This window comes from Clostridium amylolyticum (assembly GCF_900142075.1).
Taxonomy (GTDB): domain Bacteria; phylum Bacillota; class Clostridia; order Clostridiales; family Clostridiaceae; genus Clostridium_AA; species Clostridium_AA amylolyticum.
The window spans coordinates 262,385-277,778 of sequence record NZ_FQZO01000006.1 but is presented as its reverse complement, the minus strand read 5'-3'; the positions used below and the strand labels follow the sequence as shown (position 1 = coordinate 277,778).

General features: G+C 32.5%; 25 protein-coding genes. 15 read left to right on the top strand and 10 right to left on the bottom strand.

All coding sequences use genetic code 11. The features are described 5' to 3' along the window. Positions 1-158: 158 nt before the first annotated feature. From BUA82_RS14865 to BUA82_RS14840, 6 genes are all read right to left on the bottom strand, one after another. Positions 159-863: an LrgB family protein gene (locus BUA82_RS14865; RefSeq protein ID WP_073009910.1), complete on the bottom strand. Its 705-nt coding sequence runs from the start codon at positions 861-863 to the stop codon at positions 159-161. A gap of 10 nt (positions 864-873) precedes the next feature. Then, positions 874-1,224 carry a CidA/LrgA family protein gene (locus BUA82_RS14860; RefSeq protein ID WP_073009908.1) on the bottom strand — a complete coding sequence of 117 codons (351 nt, stop codon included), beginning with the start codon at positions 1,222-1,224 and terminating at the stop codon, positions 874-876. A gap of 121 nt (positions 1,225-1,345) precedes the next feature. Beyond that, the gene (locus tag BUA82_RS14855) at positions 1,346-2,164 is read right to left on the bottom strand and encodes a tetratricopeptide repeat protein (protein WP_073009907.1); all 819 of its coding nucleotides are present in this window, start codon (positions 2,162-2,164) and stop codon (positions 1,346-1,348) included. 66 nt (positions 2,165-2,230) lie between these two features. Further along, positions 2,231-3,034, bottom strand: coding sequence for an ABC transporter permease (locus BUA82_RS14850; RefSeq protein WP_073009905.1), 804 nt, complete (start codon positions 3,032-3,034; stop codon positions 2,231-2,233). Continuing rightward, positions 3,027-3,791, bottom strand: a complete 765-nt coding sequence (locus BUA82_RS14845) for an ABC transporter ATP-binding protein (protein WP_073009904.1) — start codon at positions 3,789-3,791, stop codon at positions 3,027-3,029. The genes BUA82_RS14850 and BUA82_RS14845 overlap by 8 nt, the downstream gene beginning before the upstream one ends. An 84-nt stretch (positions 3,792-3,875) precedes the next feature. Next, the gene (locus BUA82_RS14840; RefSeq protein WP_073009902.1) at positions 3,876-4,916 is read right to left on the bottom strand and encodes an ABC transporter substrate-binding protein; all 1,041 of its coding nucleotides are present in this window, start codon (positions 4,914-4,916) and stop codon (positions 3,876-3,878) included. A 121-nt stretch (positions 4,917-5,037) separates the two neighbouring features. Between BUA82_RS14840 and BUA82_RS14835 the strand changes: the two genes are divergently transcribed. Continuing rightward, positions 5,038-5,847, top strand: a complete 810-nt coding sequence (locus BUA82_RS14835) for a divergent polysaccharide deacetylase family protein (protein WP_083599964.1) — start codon at positions 5,038-5,040, stop codon at positions 5,845-5,847. 54 nt (positions 5,848-5,901) lie between these two features. Beyond that, the gene (gene ppaX, locus BUA82_RS14830) at positions 5,902-6,540 is read left to right on the top strand and encodes a pyrophosphatase PpaX (RefSeq protein ID WP_073009901.1); all 639 of its coding nucleotides are present in this window, start codon (positions 5,902-5,904) and stop codon (positions 6,538-6,540) included. Between the two features lie 68 nt (positions 6,541-6,608). Here the strand turns inward: ppaX and BUA82_RS14825 are convergent, their stop codons facing one another. Genes BUA82_RS14825 through BUA82_RS14815 form a run of 3 tightly spaced genes read right to left on the bottom strand, consistent with a single transcriptional unit; the run spans position 6,609 to position 9,219 of the window. Then, positions 6,609-7,088, bottom strand: coding sequence for a flavin reductase family protein (locus BUA82_RS14825; RefSeq protein ID WP_341430514.1), 480 nt, complete (start codon positions 7,086-7,088; stop codon positions 6,609-6,611). A 17-nt stretch (positions 7,089-7,105) separates the two neighbouring features. After that, positions 7,106-8,656, bottom strand: coding sequence for a recombinase family protein (locus BUA82_RS14820; RefSeq protein ID WP_073009899.1), 1,551 nt, complete (start codon positions 8,654-8,656; stop codon positions 7,106-7,108). A 14-nt stretch (positions 8,657-8,670) separates the two neighbouring features. Beyond that, positions 8,671-9,219 (bottom strand): helix-turn-helix domain-containing protein, encoded by a 549-nt coding sequence (locus tag BUA82_RS14815; RefSeq protein WP_073009896.1) that lies wholly within the window; start codon positions 9,217-9,219, stop codon positions 8,671-8,673. Positions 9,220-9,435: 216 nt separating this feature from the next. On the opposite strand from BUA82_RS14815, the gene BUA82_RS14810 reads away from it, so the two are divergent. From BUA82_RS14810 to BUA82_RS14805, 4 genes are all read left to right on the top strand, one after another. Continuing rightward, positions 9,436-9,654 carry a helix-turn-helix domain-containing protein gene (locus tag BUA82_RS14810; protein ID WP_073009894.1) on the top strand — a complete coding sequence of 73 codons (219 nt, stop codon included), beginning with the start codon at positions 9,436-9,438 and terminating at the stop codon, positions 9,652-9,654. Positions 9,655-9,840: 186 nt separating this feature from the next. Further along, positions 9,841-9,993 (top strand): DUF6906 family protein, encoded by a 153-nt coding sequence (locus BUA82_RS20740; protein ID WP_178140741.1) that lies wholly within the window; start codon positions 9,841-9,843, stop codon positions 9,991-9,993. A gap of 17 nt (positions 9,994-10,010) precedes the next feature. Continuing rightward, on the top strand, positions 10,011-10,148 hold the full coding sequence (locus BUA82_RS20735; RefSeq protein ID WP_178140740.1) for a hypothetical protein: 138 nt from the start codon (positions 10,011-10,013) through the stop codon (positions 10,146-10,148). A 48-nt stretch (positions 10,149-10,196) separates the two neighbouring features. Further along, entirely contained in the window at positions 10,197-10,463 is a 267-nt protein-coding gene (locus BUA82_RS14805; protein ID WP_073009892.1) for a hypothetical protein, read from the top strand. On the opposite strand, the gene BUA82_RS14800 is transcribed toward BUA82_RS14805, so the two are convergent. Then, complete coding sequence (locus tag BUA82_RS14800; RefSeq protein ID WP_073009889.1) at positions 10,464-10,727, bottom strand: hypothetical protein; 264 nt, start codon at positions 10,725-10,727, stop codon at positions 10,464-10,466. Between the two features lie 72 nt (positions 10,728-10,799). Between BUA82_RS14800 and BUA82_RS14795 the strand changes: the two genes are divergently transcribed. The 9 genes from BUA82_RS14795 to BUA82_RS14755 all read left to right on the top strand — a co-directional run bounded on the left by BUA82_RS14795 (position 10,800) and on the right by BUA82_RS14755 (position 15,394). Next, a complete protein-coding gene (locus BUA82_RS14795) occupies positions 10,800-10,991 on the top strand; it encodes a zinc-ribbon domain-containing protein (RefSeq protein WP_073009887.1) in 192 nt (63 codons plus the stop codon). Between the two features lie 27 nt (positions 10,992-11,018). Then, on the top strand, positions 11,019-11,252 hold the full coding sequence (locus tag BUA82_RS14790; protein WP_073009885.1) for a hypothetical protein: 234 nt from the start codon (positions 11,019-11,021) through the stop codon (positions 11,250-11,252). A gap of 12 nt (positions 11,253-11,264) precedes the next feature. Beyond that, on the top strand, positions 11,265-11,399 hold the full coding sequence (locus BUA82_RS14785; protein WP_073009882.1) for an aspartyl-phosphate phosphatase Spo0E family protein: 135 nt from the start codon (positions 11,265-11,267) through the stop codon (positions 11,397-11,399). Between the two features lie 50 nt (positions 11,400-11,449). After that, positions 11,450-11,824, top strand: coding sequence for a hypothetical protein (locus tag BUA82_RS14780; RefSeq protein ID WP_073009880.1), 375 nt, complete (start codon positions 11,450-11,452; stop codon positions 11,822-11,824). 294 nt (positions 11,825-12,118) lie between these two features. Continuing rightward, on the top strand, positions 12,119-12,817 hold the full coding sequence (locus tag BUA82_RS14775) for a rolling circle replication-associated protein (protein WP_341430509.1): 699 nt from the start codon (positions 12,119-12,121) through the stop codon (positions 12,815-12,817). An 11-nt stretch (positions 12,818-12,828) separates the two neighbouring features. After that, the gene (locus BUA82_RS14770; RefSeq protein WP_073009874.1) at positions 12,829-13,125 is read left to right on the top strand and encodes a hypothetical protein; all 297 of its coding nucleotides are present in this window, start codon (positions 12,829-12,831) and stop codon (positions 13,123-13,125) included. Positions 13,126-13,140: 15 nt separating this feature from the next. After that, positions 13,141-13,479 (top strand): hypothetical protein, encoded by a 339-nt coding sequence (locus BUA82_RS14765; RefSeq protein WP_073009871.1) that lies wholly within the window; start codon positions 13,141-13,143, stop codon positions 13,477-13,479. Continuing rightward, positions 13,476-14,012 carry a Holliday junction resolvase RecU gene (locus tag BUA82_RS14760; protein ID WP_073009869.1) on the top strand — a complete coding sequence of 179 codons (537 nt, stop codon included), beginning with the start codon at positions 13,476-13,478 and terminating at the stop codon, positions 14,010-14,012. The genes BUA82_RS14765 and BUA82_RS14760 overlap by 4 nt, the downstream gene beginning before the upstream one ends. Then, positions 14,009-15,394 carry a helicase-related protein gene (locus tag BUA82_RS14755; RefSeq protein WP_073009866.1) on the top strand — a complete coding sequence of 462 codons (1,386 nt, stop codon included), beginning with the start codon at positions 14,009-14,011 and terminating at the stop codon, positions 15,392-15,394. Before BUA82_RS14760 ends, BUA82_RS14755 begins: the two co-directional genes overlap by 4 nt.

Below are 15,394 nucleotides of genomic sequence, written 5' to 3'. Positions count from 1 at the left end.
TAAACCTTATAGACATAAAAGACCTCCTCTTAACTGTATTTTAATTCTAACTTCATTCGAATTAATAGTCCAGCTTTTGGAGGGGGCCTATGAGTTCTAAATTTTCAATTCTAAATTCTCAATTAGCTAATAACTCATATGAATGCCATTAGTTTGTCCTAACGTATAATTAGCATGGATATTTTTAGTAATATAGGAACTAAGAATACTGTGATTATACCTGCAATTCCCATGGATAAGCTGCTCATGGCACCTTCTATTTCTCCCATTTCTATAGCCTTAGAGGTACCTACTGCATGCGAGGCAGTGCCTAAGGCAATACCTATGGCAACCTTGTCCTTTATTTTGAAGAGCTTGCACACCAATGGTCCTAGCACGGCACCCATAATTCCAGAGAGTATAATAGCTGCCACTGTTATGGAAGTTATCCCCCCTTGCTGCTTACTGATTTCTATACCAATAGGAGTAGTAACTGATTTTGGTGCTAAAGACCTTATTATATCTACATTTAGACCTAATGCATGGGATGCTAGAATTATGGATAGTATTCCAAGTATAGACCCTATAAGTATGCCTGTTATTATAGGTAAGAAATTCTTTTTTAAAAGCGGAAGCTGTTTGTATAAGGGTACAGCTAAAATTACTGTAGAAGGTCCTAAAAACAAATTGATAAATTGTGCACCACTATTATAATTTTCAAAACTTATATCAGTTAGCTTTAAAAATGTAATAATGATAATTATAGCTATAAGTAAAGGGTTAAAAACAGGAACCTTAAATTTATTATAAAGAAAAAAACCTATTTCAAAGGCTAGTAAAGAAATTATTAGTCCAAATAAGGGATTATTAATAATATGATTCAAATTTTTCACCTCAATTATCTTTTGTTTTTTGCACTTTTTGAACTATTCTACCAGTGACCCCAATGGTAAAGATAGTTGTTAATAGGCACACCATAAGAATTTGCAGCCAGGTATCTTTTAGTAAAGAAAGTGATGTTATAAGTCCTACTCCCGCAGGAATAAAAAAGAATGCAAGATGATCTAGAAAGAACTTTGATACATTTTCAACTTTTTTTACATCAATAATACCTAAACATAAAAGAGCAAGAAGTATTAACATCCCTATTATGTTGCCAGGAAGAGGAAAATTAAAATATTTGCTTATAAATTCTCCTAGTAAATAGATGGATAGAATAATTAGTAGTTCTCTTAGGTACTTCATATTTTTCCTCCTTTAAATAAGTTCACACCTTTATACTTTATCACTTTCTTTTACTAATTTGATTTAATATTTAATATTAACAATAAAAAAAATATTCTGTGATTTCAAAAAAATAAGGCTATTAATAAGCCTCATTTAATTTATTTAATTCACTTTCCATGGTATCTTTGCTTAAGTTGCTTAAAAAAGATTCTTTAAAGGTAAGAGAAGTTTTAAGCATTTCTTTCGCTTTTTCTATTTCTCCATTTTTTTCTAATATCAATGCATGATAATAATATGGTTCAGCAAAGGCGGCTCCCTTAGAGGTTAGTTTTTCATAAATCTCCAAAGCTTTATCATAATCTTCTAAATGATAATAACTTTGAGCTAAATTATCTTTAATTACGTCGTTGCCAGCATCATAATCAATGCCTTCTAAATTAAAATCTAAAGCCTTATTATAATCCCCTTGTATAATTAATAAATAGCCAAGACTCTCGTAAAGGGTGGAGTTTTTGAATTTTGAATATACATTTTCTAAGGTTTCTACTGCTAAATCAATATTACCTTCTTTCCAATAAACTAAAGCTAAGGTCATCTTAATAATGGACTCTTCTTCTAACTTAAGATTATTTTTGCTTATCAATTTATCTAATATCTCTTTAGAGCTATGAACTTCTTTTTCTTTTAAAAGTAAATATGCATAGCTTGTTGCAATTCTAGGTGAACAATTTTTAGTTTCCGAAGCCTTTTTAAACCATTGTAGAGCTTTGTCCTTTTGCCCTTTGGCAAAATTGGTATTACCTACCATGGCATAAAAATATGCCCTTAGGGAATACAATTTGTAAAGGATAAACAATGAAAGAAGGGTATTTCCTAAATAGGCATTAAATTTAAAGGAAATAACCATAAAAATTACTATAATAATTAAATTTAATGTTAGTGTTTTATTAAGTTTCATATGCAGTTCCTCCAAAGAAGTTTTACTTAGATTATACTATGAATCTCTGCATATTTAAACCTAATGTTAGTATTTTCTAGATATCTTGCTTTCTAGTATTGAAACGCCCATATACATTAAGAAGGCTAGTAGAGACAGTATTATTATAGACATCATAACCATATCTAGTTGAGCTATCTGCCCTCCATAAACTATTAGAAATCCTAACCCCTCTTTAGCCACAAGGAATTCACCCATTATAACTCCTACCCAGGATAGTCCTACATTTATTTTTAAAGCAGATATAAAGGTAGGTATGGAGGCAGGAAATATAAGGTATCTTAATATTTGAAATTTAGTGGCACCAAAGGTTTTAAGCAGCCTTATCTTATCCTTATCCACTTCTTTAAAACCAGCAAGAACACTAATGATAGTTACTATTATAGAAATTAGTAATGCGATTACAATTATGGAAGTTATACCATTACCCGCCCAAAATATTATTATAGGACCTAAAGCTACCTTAGGTAGAGCGTTAAGCACTACTAAATAAGGATCGAGAACCTTAGAAGCAAAGTCAGACCACCAGAGAATAGTAGCTATAAATGTACCTAATATAGTACCTAATGTAAATCCTATAATACTTTCGTAGCAGGTAACTAGTATATGTCTTAATAAAATATTTTCATTGCAAAAGGTTATAAAGGTCTTTACTATACGAGAGGGAGAACTGGTCAAAAAAGGATCAATCCACTTGTACGTAGCTGCCACTTCCCATAATAATATTAAGGAAATAAGCACTAACCACCTAGTAACAACTAAAAGTATACTGGTATTTCTATTTTTCTTTAAATACTCTAAGTGCTCTTTACTATAGCCTTTTTCAATCATTAAAATCCAACTCCTTCCAAATAGCATTAAAATAATTTCTAAATTCAGGAGCTTCCCTGCGCTTAAGAGGGGTATCATATTCATCGCCAAATTCTAGGAGCACTTCTTTTTTTATGTGAGAAGGTCTCTTGCTTAATACTATTACTTTAGAAGAGGTAGATATGGCTTCTGCAATATCGTGAGTTACCATAATAGCGGTTTTTCCAGCACTTTTTATTATTTGGTAAATCTCATCACACACCTTTAATCTGGTTTGATAATCTAAGGCTGCAAAAGGTTCATCTAAGAGGAGTATATGTGGTGATAAAGCTAAAGTCCTTATAAGTGCAGCTCTCTGTCTCATACCTCCTGAAAGTTCATGAGGATAATAGTTTTTAAAGGATGCCAGACCATAGGATTCCAGTAATGAATTTAAATAATCCTTGGCATCTTTATGAAATTTTCCTTGTATCTTCAGTGCTATGGATACATTGTCCCATAAATTAAGCCAAGGAAATAGTTGGTCTCTTTGAAACATATATCCTATCCTAGTATCAATGCCTGAAATTTCGTTTCCTTCTAAAAAAACCTTTCCTTGGGAAGGCTTTATTACACCGCTGATAATGTTTAATAAAGTGGATTTGCCGCAGCCGGAAGGGCCTATTATGCTAATGAAATCTCCTTCTTCAATGGTTAGTGAAATATCTTTTAAAACTTCTGTTTCTCCTTGAGGAGTATGGTAATTTATATAAACCTTTTTAACTTCTACTAAGTTCATCTTTTCACCTTCTTTTTTGTAAATTTACTAAGCTTCAGATGGAGTAAGTATTTCTTTTAAACAAACTCCACCTGAAGCTAAGAATCACTTGATTTCGTCCACTATCTTTTTTGAAAATTTATTTGTAACAATATCATCAAAAGGAGGGCGTTTAGGTATTAGATCTGATTTATAGGATTGTATAATGTCCATAAGCCTGGACATATCCTCTTCTTTTATTATAGGATTTGCAGCAAAGGCATCTATATCTCTATAATTTTTAATTACATTAATAACTAAGGCGTTATCTGTGCCAGGGAAGAAGGAAATTATAGATTTTGCTACATCTTCATCCTTGGTTTTTGCTACCCAAAGTTGGCCCTTGTAGATGGCTCTAGTAAATCTTTCAATAATATCTGGATTTTTTTCCATATAGGATTTAGTGGTATAGAAACAGGTATAAGGCATAACACCAGCAGATTTACCTATGGAAGCTACTATGGCTCCAGAGTTTTCCTTTTCCAGCATGCTTCCAGTAGGTTCGAAGAGTGCTACATAGTCTCCAGTGCCTCCTACAAAAGCTCCTGCAGTGGCATTAAAGGCTATATTAGTTATTAGATTCAAATCTTTATCAGGCTGAATACCGTGATTTCTTAAAACATACTCTAAGGCCATTTCAGGAACTCCGCCAGGTCTTCCGCCTACTATGGTTTTACCTTTAACATGTTCCCAAGTAAAGTCCGCATCTTTTTTTCTACCTACTAAGAAGGAACCATCTTTTTGGGTTAGTTGAGCAAAAACTACTGGATAGTCCTCTCTCTTTTGATTATAGATATAAATTACTTGTTCAGGACCTGAAAAGCCTATATCTACACTTCCACTAAGGAGTTGCTGCATGGTTTTATCTGCTCCTTGACCTGTGGTAAGTTCTATTTCAATACCTTCTTCTTTAAAGAAGCCTTCATTGATTGCAGCATACATGGGGGCATAGAATATGGAACGTGCTACTTCATTCAGCCTTATTTTGGTGATGCCATTAACGGGAGTAACCTTAGGAGTTTCCTTACTTTTACAGGATATTATTGAAGGAATTAAAAATAATATTAATAAGGGAAGCAGCAAATATTTACGCCATTTGTTTTTCATATTAACCTCCTATTATGTTTCTTTTATTCATATAATATGTTGTTTTCATTCAATTGTTATTAAAGTTTTTGCAATATTTTTTATTAAATAATTATTATTGTTAAATAGAGGAGGATATATCATGATGAAATGTGAAATGTTTAAAAAATGTAACATAGCATTACTAGTTTTTTCACTAGCGACATTGCTGATATCTGTAGATTATAAAAAAAATAATGATGCCATGGCTTTCGCTGGTAATAAATCTGCAATAATCGCTGTAGTAATAGATGATTTTGGAAATAGTAGCCAAGGAACAGAGGACATGTTAAACCTAAATATACCTATCACAGCTGCGGTTATGCCTTTTTTACCTACTAGTGTTAAAGATGCACAAAGCGCTCATGATAAGGGGCATGGAGTTATTTTACATCTTCCTATGGAACCGGAAAAGGGAAAGGTAAGTTGGCTTGGACCAAGAGGGATTACCACCAATCTTAAAGATGAGGAAATCGAACTTAGAGTAGGGGATGCTATAAAAGAGCTTAAGTATGCTGAGGGAATTAATAATCATACGGGTTCTAAAGCCATGAAGGATGAGAGGGTGGTAAAAGCTGTAATGAGGGTGGCAAAGAGCTATGATTTAATATTTTTAGATAGTAAAACCACAGCAGGTTCACAAGGTAAAAAGGTATGTCAGGAACTTCAAGTGCCTTATTTTGAAAGGGATATATTTCTGGATAATAACAATAATGTAAAGGTTATAGAAAATCAGTTAGACAAAGCTTCAGAGCTGGCTTTGAAAAAAGGCTATGCTATAGTAATAGGGCATGTAGGGCCAGCAGGAGGACATAATACTGTAACAGCACTGAAAAATAAAATACGCAGCATGGAAGAAAAGGGCATAACCTTTGCAAAATTAAAGGATATACCAGTGAAAAGTTTTGAATAATAATATTTCCTTTGTTATAATGGTTGTACAATAAAGGAAAGGATAGATTACTATATGATTAAAGCTTTATTATTTGATCTTGATGGGACATTAATTGATACTAACGAATTAATAATAATGTCCTTTAGACATACCTTTAAAGAAATGCTAAATTTAGAAGTAGAAGATACTGAGATAACTAAATTATTCGGGGAGCCATTAACACCATCGATGATGAGATATAACAGTGAAAGAGCTGAGGAGTTAGTGGCTTTCTATAGAAATTATAATGAGTCCATCCATGATAGCTATTGCAGGTCTTTTGACGGGGTAATAGAAGTTCTTGAAAAGATTAAGGCTGCAGGAATTAAAATAGCAGTGGTAACTTCTAAAAGAAAAACCTTAGCTGAAAGAGGGATGAAGTTAGTTGGCATCTATGAATATATGGATGTTATCATCACTCCAGAAGACACTGAAATACATAAACCTAACCCACATCCTGCTTTAAAAGCTATGGAGTTATTGGGAGCAAAACCGGAAGAAACAATTATGGTAGGAGATAGTTATATAGATATTTTGTGTGGTAAAAATGCTGGTTGTAAGACCTGCGGAGTTACCTATACAGCACTTCCCATAGAATCTCTTCACAAGGAAAACCCTGACTATATGATAGATGATTTATGTGAATTATATGAGATAATTAACATTGCATAAGTAAATTAACAAAAAGCACATGAAAATACTTTCCTGTGCTTTTTATTGTCTAATTTAATCTATAAAATTTACTTTTTATTTTTATGCTTTTTTTGAACTGAGTAACCAAACTTCCCTAATGGCTTTTTTGAAAGGCTGAAGTATTCACCATGTGAGTAGGATATTAAATCCGCTTTATCAAAATGAATCTTTCCATTTTCATCTATGATGTTATTATCTACAGAGTTAGAAAGCACTTCTGCAATAAATAGATCATGGGTACCTAGAGGAATTATTTCCTTAACTTTACACTCTATGTTAACAGGACATTCTTCTATAGAAGGAACTGATACCCTTACTCCATCTCTTAAATTAAAGCCTAAATGTTTAATCTTATCTATGATTTTGCCGGATTTAACCCCACAGTAATCCACTCTCTTCACCATTTTAGAGTTAGGTATATTAATAACGAACTCACCAGTTTTTGATATGTAATCATAGGATAACCTTTCAGGTCTTATAGAGACACTTACCATAGGTGGATTAGTACATACTGTTCCAACCCAAATATAAATACAGTATTAAATTATATAACTATATTCGCATATCCGGTATCGCTATTCCATAAGATTTCTTTAACTGCACATTCTAATAGCCTTCTTTTTATATCAATTTCATTAGTATCGAGGACGTTAGCAAGTTGTTTTAAAGCCTCATACTTTTCTTCTACATCCGCAGATTGTGAGTTAAGCAATTGCTCTTGCTCTGCAAACAGTAAATCTTTTTTTAGCACTTCATTTTCTTTGGTTAATATTTCTATCTTGCTTAAAATAGCTGCACCAGCTGCATTACTTAACATTGAAAGTTTATCTACTAAATTATTAATTTTATTACTGTTTGACTCTATTTTCTTTTTAATAGATGAAATTCTATTTTTTAACCCATCATCTTCAAGAGCTGTGCCTAGAATTTCTTTGAATTGTTCTATATCTAAATTAACATAAGAGTTTAACTCATCTTCGATTTCTTTATCTAAAATTGAGCGCTTAACTTGCTTACAATCGCAGTAATTAGCGCCATATGCTTTTCTTCCTGTACAAATATATACGTATGATATACTTCCGTCCTTATTTTTATGATTATGGCTAACAGTCATACTAGACTTGCATTTAGAACATTTTAAAACACCTGTTAAGTAGCTTATTTGAGAAGCTTTAGGCCTAGGAGAAACTTTATTCTTTTCTTGCAAAGATTGAGTTCGCAACCAAAGATTAGGTTCTATGATACCATTATGCTTTGAAATAGAATAAAACATGCTTTTATCATTCCAACGATGTTTTCCATTTGTATAAGGTCTCCTATTATAAGTTAAAATTCCGCTTTCGCCATTGGGTTTACCAAAAACTTCACCGAAATTATTAAGATAATTTACAATCTCCTTATTAGCCATAACATAAACTGGAGAGGTTAATATATTTTTTACTGTACTGAGACACCATTTTATATTCTTCTCATCATATAACCATTTCTGAACTTTATGCATACTTCCAGTTTCTAAGTAAATATTAAAAATTTCTTTAACCAAATCAACATTATCATTGTCAACGCTCAAATAACTCGCTTTTTTAGAACCCTCAGTTACCCTAATAGTTGTATAGCCAAAAGGAAGAGTGCCGCCGGTCCACTTTCCACTCTTTGCAAGCTCTCTCATACTATCCTTAACACGTTGCTTTATATTTTCTCTTTCCATTTCAGCAAAACTTGCAAGTATCATCATTATTAATTTCCCAATAGCAGTACTAGGATCAAATCCCTCAGTAACACTTATTAATTTTATATCTAACTTATTTAGCTCATCATATATATTAACAAAATCAACTACATTTCTTGCAATCCTATCAATTTTATAACAACCCACGGCATCAAATTCTCTGTTTTTTGCCCGTATCATTAATGATTTAAAATCTGGTCTATTAGTATTTCCACCACTATAACCCTCATCTTCGAATTCTACGAATTCAGTATTAGGGTCTTTTCTTAAAAAATAATCTTTACAAATATCTAATTGGCTTCTAATACTATCGCCCTTGTCTGTTTCTACAGACTTTCTACCATAAATAGCAACTTTCAAGCTCACAAACACCTCTTTCCCTACTTTTTACTATTCATTAATAAAACTCTTAAGTCTATTTTTATTGCATCTTTGATAATACTCCAAACTTCTTCGCTGAAGTTAGAATCTTTTATAATTCCCTTTTCCATTAAGGCCAATATTACATTGTCCAGTGCTACATATTTTTTTCTATGTTCGAAGTATTCACTGGTGGAGTTTTCATCAAACAAGAATAAAACTTTTAAGTCTATTTTTATTGCATCTTTGATAATATTCCAAACTTCTTCACTGAAGTTAGAATCTTTTATAATCCTCTTTTCCGTTAAGGTTAATATTACATTGTCCAATGCTGCATATTTTTCCCTATGTTCGAAGTATTCATTAGTGGAGCTTTCATCAAACCAATAATCAGCACTAGTATTAAAAAAATCAGCTAACCTTGCAGCAGTTCGCTTACTGGCTACACGCCTACCGCTTTCTATATCTCCTATAACACTTGTGGAAACACTTATTATATTTGCAAGTTGTTCTTGGGTCAATCCTTTTTTATTTCTTGCATCTTTCAGCCTTTCAGATATTATAGTCAAAACAATCACCATCCTTGACTATATTGTACGATATAATATAACGCATTTCAAGATAAATAAATATGTATTTTATGACTTTTATCGCAAAATGCGATAGAGGGAGATATACGAAGCATTAGAGAGTTATTTTAAAATTTTAATTAAATATGATAATTTTTAATACTTCTACTTTATCGCAAAATGCGATATTGTATTGGTAAAAGGAGGGACAAGCATATGACAAAGTTAAGGGAAGTAAGAAAGAATGTTGGGCTAGAAAGAAAATATGTGGCAGAAAAGCTTGGAATAAGCCCTGACCACCTAAGCTTATTGGAAAGAGGAAAAACACCATTAAATGTGATTAAGGTTGAAATTCTTGCTGGACTTTATAACAAAACATTTGAAGAGATTGCAATAGCTGCATTAGAAACCGCCAAAGGAGGAGAAAAATGTTAGAAGAAATTTTGGAAATGGAAGAGGAACTAAAACGCAAATTAGAGCAAATGGGGGATAAAAATGAAAACACAAACTGTTAAGGCCAGGATTATAAATGAAAGCGGAAGGGACATAAGCAAAGAGCTTACAGAGCTTATTGCAAAGCTTTATAAGGAAGGAAAATTAAAATTATAAAGGGGGGTAGCCATGAAGCACGGGAAACGTTTAACTGCCAATGAAAAGCGATTACTTCTTAAAGAAGGGTACAAGCCTGAAGAATATCTCAGGGAACGCAGAACTTATGATGAAATAGTGTTCGTTAATAGAAGCACTGGTAAACCGCTACCAATAAGATATTGAATTAGGAGGTGGCTTAGATGGCTAAAACAAATATAATTATAAACTTGGAATTAAATAGAATAGAAGATTTAAAGCAAACGGTAGAAAAAGTAAAAGAAGCTATAGAAAAAGAGTGCAATTGCACTTGCACTCTTAATGTGAAAATTATTCATTAAAATTTTACCATGAAAGAGTCGGAAAGTAAAAATATAGGAGTGTTAGGAATGAATGAGGAAAAATATAAAAAAATGCAATGCATATTAGAAAGCTATAACAAAGCTACTAATAAGGCTGTAGAAGAAATAATCCAGGAATTAAAAAGTGATTGCAAAACATATAAGCAAGTTGAGAGCGAAATGAATGCATTTAAGAAAAAAGCTATGTATCAGTATATAAACCAAGAAAAGTATGAGTATTTATTCAGTCTAGCAAGGAAGGTCCTAGAAAAAGAAAAGAACGATTTGCCAATAACAAACCGTTCAGAATCTTAATTATAAGTTTTTTATAGAAACAACAGCAGATGAATTGTAAACCGTATCTTCATCATCAATTAAATGAAAAAAATCACATTTGCAAAGTAACTCACAGATGGATGGGACCATTCCAGCACTACAATGATTCCACAATTCGTATGAAGTTCCTTGAGAGACGCTTATATCATCTTCAACAATGAGCTTAGATATAGGCATAATTATTTGACCCTCACATAATTCTAATGTCTCACCATTAGAAAATGCAATCGAAACTTTATTCACAACCGACACCCCCTTCCCTAACAAAATATTAGCATGAAAGGGGTAAAAAGTAAAAACATAGGAGGGAGAAGGATGCATAAAAAAAGAGTATGTCCAAGTTGTTCTAAAGAAAATAGAGAAGATGCAAATTTCTGTGCTTACTGTTCTGCCAAAATTACAGAGACTTGTCTAAGGTGTTGGATAAAAAAGGACAACCTTATAACTGTAATTCTGAACAATGTCCAGGGTATAAGTTACTTATATCAGAAATTAGTAAGTCGCTAAGAGATTAAATTTAGGAGGGATAAGTAATTGCTAAATGTAGAAAAGATTAAAGGATTTAACAAGCTAACTGCTAATAGGGAAATATTTAAGGCATTTCTAAATAATTTCTATAACTCCTGGGGAACTGAACCAAGAAAGACTATAGAACCATTAAGCGTGAAATATTGCCAAGATTTTTCAGGAGCCTACTTAAAATTTGAATACAAGGTTTACGGTAAAAAGCAATGGCTGCATGTAAAGAGCCCTACTAAATGGTATTAAGGAGGCGCAACCATGAAAGAGCTACAAGAAAAGCTCCATAGATATATAGAAAAGTACGGATTTACAGATCCGAGAACAGTAGAAGTAAGCCAGGAGTTAGATGTTTTAGTAGTAGCAGAACAAAGGAGGCTTATAGATGCATGTTAAGTACTTAAAGCTCTATAGAAACTATTGTAGTGGAAAGGAGGAAACTCCAAGTGTGCAAGGTCTTAAAAAGTTCTATAGAAGGTATAAAGGACAGTTTTGAACTTGACGGAACTGAAATATATGGCCAGGACGGACAAACAGTATATGACATAGAAGGGCTAGCTCTTGGGGAAATAATAGAAATTTTAGAAATAAAAAAAGATGGCATAAAGCCATCAAAACAATTAATTAAAAATCCAAATTCATTATACCAAATAGAAAGGAAGTACACAATGGAAGAAAAACATATAAAAAAGTTAGAAGAAGCTATTATGGATTTAAGGTCTATAGATGTCCCTAATTCATGGGATTCTTATATAGACTCTGCAATAAGGCTGCTAACTGGAATCCTTAAAGAAGTTAAAGAAACTAAAAATGAAAACTAAGGAAGAAAAGAGGACACAAAAAAACACATTACCCTAACCTTGGCCGGAAAAGTAATGTGTTTTCTTTAAAAGACTTAGTGTTATTTATAGCCATAAAGCTATACATTTTTTAAAATATTTACTAAAAATAGTATATCAAATGTATGGCGATAAATCAAGTAAAATCAAGCTTTTGAGACTTGATAAATCTATTAACTTTAAGACATAAGTAAAAAATAGTTAGTATTACTAAAGAGTAAAAGTGAGGTTATAGATATGCCATATGTTATGAGTGTAACCAGAGCTGGTAAAACAGTGGAAGTAGAAAAATATTATACACATAGATATAAAGCTAAGGGAGTAAAAAGAGGTGAGATAAAAAACCCTACCAGTGAAGAGCAAGAGAAAATAAATATAAGGCAAGCAGAAAAAAAGTTAAGAAGAAGAATAAATGCAAATTTTACAGAAGGGGATTTCCACATAATATTTGATTATAAAAAAGAGGAAAGACCATCTACAAAAGAAGAAATGCGAAAGGATATAGATAAGGCTCTTAGAAAATTGAGAGAAGAGTATAAGAAACAAGGGAAAGAATTAAAATATATACACATTATGGAGATGGGAAGTAGAGGAGCAGCACACCATCATTTAGTTATAAATTGTATAGATACTAAAATACTTCAAAAAAGCTGGACAAAGGGAAGAGTTAAAATTTTTCCTTTAGACGATACTGGCCAATACGGAGAATTGGCATCTTACTTAATAAAGCAGACAAGTAAAAGCAAAGAATTACAGGGCAAGAAATGGAACTCAAGTAAAAACTTAATAATTCCAGAACCTGAGATAACAATAATAAGCCACAGGGAATGGTTCAGGACAGATGCAACTCCTAAAAAGGGATATTACATTGATAAAAATTCTGTTAAAAAAGGAATTGATAAATTTACAGGGTACGGATATCTAAGATATACAATGATAAAAATTCCTGACAGAGATATAAGAAAATTGGAATGAAGGAGAATTAAATGGACATAACAGTGGATTTAAAAATCTGTGAAGAGATACTTAACCAGTATAAGAAATTAACATCAGAGGATGGACAAGGAGCTTTTAAACTTAGTCAGCTTTCTTTGGCCATGTATGACAGGCTGAATGAGATAAGGATAAATGTAAATAAAGTATCCCTGGGAGAAAAGCAAACTAAGACAGATTTGAAAGAATACCTAAGGTCAAAAATGAAGGTCATGGAGTGCATACATGTAGAGAGCAGAGTTATATTCACCTCCAGTAATAATGATTCTTCAAAATTTAAAAGGTACTAGAAAGGAGAAATAGAGTTGATACCACAAAAGCTACAAAGAACGTTTATGGATTTAGACCCAGCGATAGCAGTTAACATTATGCAATGCAAACTAGGCTTAGAAGAAGAAAAAGCTTCCCATGAATATAAGAAATGGAGAGAAAATTTCCTAAATCAATATTCAAGGAAACCTTTACTTCCGGAAAGAAGCAGCAAGAAAGTAACATTAGATAAAAAGAAAGTTCTAGATATGTACTTTAAGAAAAAGATGTCCACAGAGGCTATAGGAAGAGAATTCAAAGTAAGCGGCATAACAGTAAGAAAGTATATTCGTGAGTGGGGATATGAGTTGGAGAACAGGAGGAAAAGCCAATGACAGGATATAAGGGTAAAAATTTTGATATGGCCAATAAGGGAAAAGGCTTTGAGAATGAGATAAATGTTGTAAATAGACACTATAAAATTATCGGGAAAGCACTAGTACAGAAAATTAGCACTCCTTGGCAAGTTGTTAGGGTTGGAAAAAGAATAGTCTCCGCATTCCCGGAAGAAAAGAGCACATTAGACTTTAGAGGGACAGTGAAAGGTGGAATATCGATATCCTTCGATTGTAAAGAATCTGAGGACGAGAGAGGGTTACCATTAGCCTATATTAAATCCCACCAGGTTGAATATATGAGGTATGCAATAGGTGTAAATGAAAAAACATTCATTCTATGCCTGATGAAAACTATAAAGAAGAGGTTTTATATAGATGGGGATACTGTAATAACTTACTGGGATAGATGGCAAGAAAATAAAGGTAGAAGAGGGTTTAATTATATCCCGCTCAATGAAATGAAAGAAGTTGAGTTTGATAAAGATGGGTACCTGGATTATTTAAAAGTATTGGAGCTGAGAAGGAGTTGAATTATAGAGAATTTTTAGAAAGTAAAGTTAAAAGAGTTGATAACTTTGGGTTTGAAGTAGACAAGAACACTCTTAATGATAAGGCTTTTGACTTCCAAAGAGATATTACTTCATGGGCCTTGAAAAAAGGAAAAGCAGCAATATTTGCAGATTGTGGATTAGGGAAAACAATAATGCAAGGAGAATGGGCTAATCAAATATTTAAACATACAGGTGAAAATATATTAATTTTAGCACCTTTAGGAGTAACTTTACAGACTAAAGAAGAATTGCAAAATGTTTTAAATATAGATTCTACTATCTGCAGAAGCCAAGATGATGTTATGCCGGGAATAAATATAACTAACTATGAAATGCTAGGCAATTTTAATCCTAAGGATTTTATAGGAGTCATATTGGATGAATCCAGTATACTTAAAAACTTCACTGGAAGCACCCGTATAGCATTAACAGAAACTTTTAAGGATACACCTTTTAAGTTATGTTGTACTGCAACCCCAGCTCCCAATGATTATATAGAGCTATTAAACCATGCAGATTTTTTAAATGTTATGGAAACAAGCAAAGCGTTAGCCACATGGTTCATAAATGATATGAAAACCGGTGATTGGAGATTAAAAGGACATGCCATAAAAGACTTTTGGAGATGGGTATCTTCATGGTCGGTTTATATCAAAACTCCTAGTGATATAGGTTATTCAGATGAAGGTTATATTCTTCCGGAGCACAATGAAATTGTAGACACTATAAAAATAAGTCTTATAGATAAAAGTTATAATGATGGCTTTTTGAGAAAGATAGAAACTAGTGCCACTTCCTTTCATAAAGAGAAAAGAAACACTGCAGATGCTAGAGCTAAAAGGTGCGCTGAATTAGTAAATCAATCTAATGAGCAATATATAATTTGGTGCGATACGGACTATGAGTCAGAGCTGCTAAAGAAATATATACCTGAAGCTGTAGAAGTTAGAGGATCACATAAACCTAGCTTCAAAGAAGAATCGGCTAATAAATTCAAAAATGGCAATATCCGAGTACTAATAAGTAAACCTAAAATATTTGGGTATGGAATGAACTTTCAAAGATGCCACAATGCTATATTTTGTGGACTTACCTATAGCTATGAAAATTACTACCAGGCAGTTAAAAGACTACTAAGGTTTGGACAAAGAAGCCAAGTTAACACAATCATAGTAATGGGCAGCACTGAAAAGCACATACTTGAAACAGTGAGAAAAAAGCAAGAAAAGCAGAGAATAATGGAATTAAATATTATGAACAGTATCAAAGATATTCAATTATCAAATTTCAATGGCAAAAAGAAAATAGAGCCAGTATATATAAATAATTTAGAACTACCTAAGTGGTTAAAGGAGGCTTAA

Excerpts from the sequence above, each read along its gene's own strand:
- BUA82_RS14860 (WP_073009908.1), bottom strand. The coding sequence starts at position 1,224 with ATGAAGTACCTAAGAGAACTACTAATTATTCTATCCATCTATTTACTA.
- BUA82_RS14855 (WP_073009907.1), bottom strand. The coding sequence starts at position 2,164 with ATGAAACTTAATAAAACACTAACATTAAATTTAATTATTATAGTAATT.
- BUA82_RS14850 (WP_073009905.1), bottom strand. The coding sequence starts at position 3,034 with ATGATTGAAAAAGGCTATAGTAAAGAGCACTTAGAGTATTTAAAGAAA.
- BUA82_RS14845 (WP_073009904.1), bottom strand. The coding sequence starts at position 3,791 with ATGAACTTAGTAGAAGTTAAAAAGGTTTATATAAATTACCATACTCCT.
- BUA82_RS14840 (WP_073009902.1), bottom strand. The coding sequence starts at position 4,916 with ATGAAAAACAAATGGCGTAAATATTTGCTGCTTCCCTTATTAATATTA.
- BUA82_RS14835 (WP_083599964.1), top strand. The coding sequence starts at position 5,038 with ATGATGAAATGTGAAATGTTTAAAAAATGTAACATAGCATTACTAGTT.
- ppaX (WP_073009901.1), top strand. The coding sequence starts at position 5,902 with ATGATTAAAGCTTTATTATTTGATCTTGATGGGACATTAATTGATACT.
- BUA82_RS14810 (WP_073009894.1), top strand. The coding sequence starts at position 9,436 with ATGACAAAGTTAAGGGAAGTAAGAAAGAATGTTGGGCTAGAAAGAAAA.
- BUA82_RS20740 (WP_178140741.1), top strand. The coding sequence starts at position 9,841 with ATGAAGCACGGGAAACGTTTAACTGCCAATGAAAAGCGATTACTTCTT.
- BUA82_RS20735 (WP_178140740.1), top strand. The coding sequence starts at position 10,011 with ATGGCTAAAACAAATATAATTATAAACTTGGAATTAAATAGAATAGAA.
- BUA82_RS14805 (WP_073009892.1), top strand. The coding sequence starts at position 10,197 with ATGAATGAGGAAAAATATAAAAAAATGCAATGCATATTAGAAAGCTAT.
- BUA82_RS14795 (WP_073009887.1), top strand. The coding sequence starts at position 10,800 with ATGCATAAAAAAAGAGTATGTCCAAGTTGTTCTAAAGAAAATAGAGAA.
- BUA82_RS14785 (WP_073009882.1), top strand. The coding sequence starts at position 11,265 with ATGAAAGAGCTACAAGAAAAGCTCCATAGATATATAGAAAAGTACGGA.
- BUA82_RS14770 (WP_073009874.1), top strand. The coding sequence starts at position 12,829 with ATGGACATAACAGTGGATTTAAAAATCTGTGAAGAGATACTTAACCAG.
- BUA82_RS14760 (WP_073009869.1), top strand. The coding sequence starts at position 13,476 with ATGACAGGATATAAGGGTAAAAATTTTGATATGGCCAATAAGGGAAAA.